This is a genomic window from Comamonas sp. B-9, from assembly GCF_000410635.1.
Taxonomy (GTDB): Bacteria; Pseudomonadota; Gammaproteobacteria; order Burkholderiales; family Burkholderiaceae_C; genus Comamonas.
In genome coordinates, this window is sequence record NZ_KE148608.1 from 441 (window position 1) to 6,082 (window position 5,642).

Below are 5,642 nucleotides of genomic sequence, written 5' to 3' on the forward strand. Positions count from 1 at the left end.
GGCGTCCTCGCCCACGCAAGAAAGCAGGCTCACGGCCGCCCCCTGGCGCGCGCAGCTGACGGCCTGGTTGCCGCCCTTGCCGCCAGGCACCTGGCTGAGCGACTGGCCCAGCATGGTCTCGCCCGCGCGCGGCATATGCGGCACGCGCAGCACCAGGTCCATGTTCAAACTGCCTAGCACCACGATACGTGGGGCCTGGCTCAAGATAGGCACATTCACAGGGTTTCTCCAATCGCAATCGGCACGGCGGCCCGGGCCAGGGCCCGGCTGCTCTCGCGGGTCACCAGCGCCGGCACCAGCAGCTGCGTGGCCGCCGCGACAGGCTCGGCGCTACGGCCCGCCTGGATGCGTTCTAGCAGCCAGGCCAGCGCTTGCTCGGCCATGGCCTGGGTGGGCTGGGCCACCGTGGTCAGCGCCGGCTGGGTGTAGCCCGCCAGCTCGATATCGTCATAGCCCACTACAGCCACATCGCGGGGCACTTGCAGGCCCGCTTCATGCACGGCGCGCAGCGCGCCCATGGCCATCAGGTCGTTGCAGGCAAACACAGCCGTGGGCCGGTCGGCAGCACGGTCGCGCAGCAGGCGCCGCATCGCCACATAGCCGCCATTGGCGGTGAAATCGCCATGCACCAGCAAATCGCTGGGCAGGCCCACCAGCTGCAGTGCCTGGCGCCAGCCCTGTACCCGCTGCTCGCTGGACTGCAGATCCTGCGGGCCGCCCACGCAGGCGATGCGCTTGCGGCCCAGCGCCATCAGGTGCTGGGTGGCCAGCATGCCGCCTTGCACATGGTCGGTCTGCACGCAAGGCCGCTCCAGGCCGGCAATGGCCCGGTCAATCAGCACCATCGGCAGCGCGGTTTGCGCCAGGTGCTGGGACATCAGCGCATCATCGCTGGTCGAGGCCACGATCAAGCCATCGACCCGCTTTTGCGACAGCACATCCAGGTAGACCTGCTGGCGCCCGGCATGGTTGTCGGTATTGCACAGCAGCAGCGCATAGCCGGCGGCAAAGCAGGCGTCTTCGACGGCGCGTACCAGCTCGGCAAAATAGGGGTTGGAGTTGTCCGGCACCAGCATGCCGATGGTGTGCGTGGCGTTGATCTTGAGGCTGCGCGCCACCGCGCTGGGCACATAGCCGAGGGTCTGCACGGCTTCGAGCACGCGCTCTTGCGTGGCCGGCAGCACCGAACGCGTCTTGTTCAGCACATGCGAGACCGTGGTGACGGACACGCCCGCCAGGCGCGCCACATCCTTGATACTGCTCATTGCCACCGTCAGGCCCGGCGTGCGGCACGGCGCTGGCGCACCGTGTCGATGATCACGGCCACGACGATCACAGCGCCGGTGATGATACGCTTGGCAGGCTCGCTGGCGCCAATCTGGGCCAGGCCCGCTTCCAGCACCGCGATGATCAGCACGCCAAAAAAGGTCGCGATCACCGAGCCGCGCCCGCCCATCAGGCTGGTGCCGCCAATCACGACGGCGGCAATCACCTGCAGCTCCATGCCGCTGCCGGCATTGGGGTCGGCCGCTTCGAGGCGCGCCGACTGCATAAGCCCTGCCAGGCCGGCGAGCAGGCCGGTCAGCGCAAACACCAGGATGCGGATGGGCCGCGGGTCGATACCGGCCAGGCGCATGGCCTCTTCATTGGTGCCGATGCCCACCACATAGCGGCCAAACACGGTGCGGGTCAGCACGATCTGGCCCAGCGCCACCACGACGATGGCGATGACAAAGGCGGCCGAGACACCATAGGCAATGGGCGCGGCCAGGCCCGAGATCGCGTCGCCCACGTACTGGGTGCGCGAGTCGGTCACCAGGTAGGCCGCGCCACGCAGCGCTTCGAGCATGCCCAGCGACACGATAAAGGTCGGCAGGCGCCAGACCACCGAGATCGAGCCCAGCACCGCGCCACAGAGCAGACCGCAGAGCAGGCCCAGCGCGCCGGCGGCCCAGGGGTTGAGGCCCCAGACCAGGATCGCCTGGGCCGCCACCGCCGCCGACAGCGCCAGCACCGAGCCCACCGACAGGTCAATGCCCGCCAGGATCAGCACAAAGGTCATGCCCACGGCCATCACCGCCAGCGCGGGGATCTCGTTGGCGATGGTGACAAAGGTCTCGGCGCTCCAGAAATACTCGCTCAGGAAGCTGAACAGCGCGACCATCGCGGCCAGCACCAGAAACAGGCCCACATAGGTGCCCCAGGCCTGCATGCGGCCCGAAGAGGCCTTGGCAGCCGACGGCGTAGGCGCGCTGGCACGCGCGGAAAGGGGGGTGGTCATGGCTTGGTCCTCTTGCCTGCTTTTTTATTCGGGGGTTGCAGCCTGGGCTGCGGCGTGGGCCGATGGGGCTTCATCCACATTGCCAAAGGCGGCGGCCAGCAGTTGCTGGTCGCTCCACTGGCCGCGCTCGAACACGGCCACCAGCTCGCCGTCATGCATCACGCCAATGCGGTCGCACATGGCCATCAACTCGCGCAGATCGCTGGAGACCATCAAGACGGCCTTGCCGTCGTCGCACATGCGGTCGATCTCGTGGTAGATGTCAGCGCGCGCGCCCACATCGACGCCGCGTGTGGGCTCGTCGAGCAGCAGCACATCGCAGGGCTGGTGCAGCCAGCGGGCAAACACCACCTTTTGCTGGTTGCCGCCGCTCAAGGTCGATACCGCCTGCTCGGCGCTGCGCGAGCGGATGCGCAGGCGCTCGACAAAATGGCGCGCCACTTCGCTCTCCTGGGCGCGCTGCAGCCAGCCGCCGCGCGCAATCTTGTGCATGCCCGCCAAGGTGGTGTTGGCGCGGATAGATTGCGAGAGCAGCAGGCCTTGCGACTTGCGGTCTTCGGTCACCAGGCCGATGCCGGCGCGGATCGCCTGCACGGGGCTGCTCCAGTTGGGTGCCACCGTGTGCGTGGCGGCGCTGCTGCCAGCGGCATGCAGGCTGATTTCGCCCTGCTCGGCGCGGTCTGCACCAAACAGTAGGCGCACCAGCTCGGTACGGCCCGAGCCGACCAGGCCCGCCAGGCCCATGATCTCGCCCGCATAGAGCGACAGGCTCACGCCGCGCACCTGCGCGCCGCGTTGCAAATTCTTCGCAGACAGGCGCAGCGCGCCACGCGTGCGGCGCGGCCGGCCTTCGTTGTCCTGCACCGCATGGCCGACCATGCGCTCGACCAGCTCATGTTCCTGCACGCCCTGCATGGGCCGCACATCAACAAGGCGCCCATCGCGCAGCACGGCCACCCGGTCGGCAATGCGCTGCAGCTCTTCGAGCCGGTGCGACACATAGACCAGGGCCACACCGCGCGCCTTGAGCAGCGCAATCTGCGTGAACAGGTGCTCGGTTTCCTTGAGCGTCAGCATGGCGGTGGGCTCATCGAGCACCAGCACCCGCGTGCCGTCCTGCAGATTGCGGGCGATCTCCACCATCTGCTGCTGGCCAATGCCCAGCTGCGAGACGGGGGTGTCCGGGTCGATATGCTCCATGCCGATCTTGGCCAGCTGGGTGCGGGCCAGCGCCCGCATCGCCGCATGGTCCAGCCAGCCCATCTTGTGTGGGAGCTGGCCCAGCAGCAGGTTTTCGGCCACCGTCAAGGTGGCCACCAGGCCCAGCTCCTGCATCACCATGCGCACGCCCTGGCGCTCGGCATCGCGGCGCGATGTGGGGGCAAAGGGCTTGCCATCGAGCTGCATCTGGCCCTGCGATGGATCCACCAACCCGCACAGAATCTTGGACAAGGTGCTCTTGCCCGCGCCGTTTTCTCCGGTCAGCGCCATCACCTCGCCCGCATGCAGATCCAGGCTCACGCCCTCCAGCACCAAGGTGCCGGAGTAGGCCTTGCCCATCTGCTGCAGACGCACGCGTGGCGTGCCGGCGCCTTGCGCCTCAGTCGTTGCCATGGTGTACGCCGTTTTTTACTTGCTGTCCTTGGTCACCAAGGCCACATCGGTCTTGACCTCAGCGGGCAGCTCGCTCTGCTTTTTCTTCTCGGCCAGGGCCTTGAGCGCGATCTCGATACCGAACACGGCCTGCTTGGCGGCGTACTGGTCAGCAGTCGCCAGCACGCGGCCGTCCTTGAGCATGGGCTTGATGGCGGCGATGTTGTCATAACCCACCACCTGCACCTTGCCGGTGCGGCCCGAGGCCTTGACCGCCGCGACCACGCCCAGCGCCATGCTGTCGTTGCCGGCCATGATCGCCTTCAGATCGGGGTGCTCGCGCAGCATGCCGGCGGCCACTGTGTTGCCCTTGTCGATTTCCCACTGGCCCGATTGCAGGCTGACCACATTGGCGCCAGCGGCCTTCATCGCATCCTGGAAGCCCAGGGTGCGCTGCTGGGCATTGAACGTGGTCGAGACGCCTTCGACGATACCCACCTTGTCACCGGCCTGCAGCTGCTTGCCGAGGAACTCGCCCACCAGCTTGGCGCCGGCACGGTTGTCCGGGCCGACAAACGGCACGTTCAGGTCCTTGCTCTTGAGCGCATCGGCATCGAGCTTGTTGTCAATATTGACGATCAGCACGCCCTTGTCTGCTGCATTTTTCAGCACAGACACCAGCGCCTTGGAGTCGGCCGGAGCAATCACGATGGCCTGCACGCGCTGGGCCACCATCTGCTCGACCATCTTGATCTGCGCGGCCGTATCGGTCTCGTCCTTGATGCCGTTCGCCACCAGCGTGTACTGGGCGGCATTGGCCTTCTGGTGCGCCTTGGCGCCGTCTTCCATCGTGCGGAAGAACTCGTTGGCCAGCGATTTCATCACCAGCGCCACCTTGGGCTTGTCAGCCGCGACGGCTTGGTGGGAAAAACCAGCCACGGTGGCCAAAGCCAGCGCAGCAGTCAGGGTACGGCGGGTAAAGCGCATGAGATAAGTCTCCGAAGGATTGTTGTGCATCACGCGGCGCTATCCACAGCAGTAGCCGCGAGATGCCGCATGTTTGCATAGGCGCAAACGTTTGCGCCCCGGAGTTTACCCCAAGGTCAAACAATGTTTCACGAGTTGGACATGCGGCGCAGATGCCGCTTTGGCAGCCCTTTGCGCTGGGCTACCAGCGGCGTTTCCGCCGCTCAGCCCTGGTGCGGATGGCGCCAGACCATGCCGGCCAGAATCACCATGCCCAGCACCAGCGCGCCGCCCGCGGCCCCCAGGCCATAGGCAAAGCCCTGCTGGGTGCTGGCACTGTGGGCCAGCATCCAGGCGACCATGGGCGGGCCCACAATCTGGCCCAGCCCATAGGCCGCAGTCAGCAGGCCCGGAAAGCTGCTGAGGGCGCTGGGCCAGATGCGGCGCGCCTCTTGCAGCGCAAAAAAAGTCAGCGCGGTAAATGGCAGGCCCAGCAGCAGGCTGCCCAGCGAAAAGCCCAGCGGCGTGGGCCACAGCGCGCTGATCGCAATCGACACCGCCTGGATGCCGTAGCCGGCCATCAGGAGCCGGCGCCGGTCCCAACGGGCGGGCAAATGGGTCGAGAGGTAGGCGCCCAGCGCCACGCCGCCGCCAAACATGGGCCAGAACAGGTCGGGCCAGATCGAATCGGCCGGCAGTGCGCCGCGCGCAATCACCGGCAGGTAGGTGGCGGTGACGATATAGCCCAGGCCGGCCAGGCTGTAGGCCAGGGTCAGCAGCAGCCGGTCCACCGGCCCCTCGG

6 protein-coding genes are annotated in these 5,642 nt (G+C 67.0%); all 6 read right to left on the reverse strand.

Annotated features, from left to right (window positions below):
• Positions 1 to 219 (reverse strand): PfkB family carbohydrate kinase (locus H928_RS28285; protein ID WP_043340597.1); only part of this gene is annotated, 219 nt, incomplete at its 3' end.
• Positions 216 to 1,265, reverse strand: a complete 1,050-nt coding sequence (locus tag H928_RS28290) for a LacI family DNA-binding transcriptional regulator (RefSeq protein ID WP_021027460.1) — start codon at positions 1,263 to 1,265, stop codon at positions 216 to 218. The genes H928_RS28285 and H928_RS28290, both read right to left, overlap by 4 nt.
• An 8-nt stretch (positions 1,266 to 1,273) precedes the next feature.
• A complete protein-coding gene (locus H928_RS0116270; protein ID WP_027011027.1) occupies positions 1,274 to 2,281 on the reverse strand; it encodes an ABC transporter permease in 1,008 nt (335 codons plus the stop codon).
• 24 nt (positions 2,282 to 2,305) lie between these two features.
• Positions 2,306 to 3,895, reverse strand: coding sequence for a sugar ABC transporter ATP-binding protein (locus H928_RS0116275; RefSeq protein WP_021027462.1), 1,590 nt, complete (start codon positions 3,893 to 3,895; stop codon positions 2,306 to 2,308).
• A 15-nt stretch (positions 3,896 to 3,910) separates the two neighbouring features.
• On the reverse strand, positions 3,911 to 4,861 hold the full coding sequence (locus tag H928_RS0116280) for a sugar ABC transporter substrate-binding protein (RefSeq protein ID WP_021027463.1): 951 nt from the start codon (positions 4,859 to 4,861) through the stop codon (positions 3,911 to 3,913).
• A 203-nt stretch (positions 4,862 to 5,064) separates the two neighbouring features.
• Positions 5,065 to 5,642 (reverse strand): YbfB/YjiJ family MFS transporter (locus H928_RS28295; protein ID WP_021027464.1); only part of this gene is annotated, 578 nt, incomplete at its 5' end.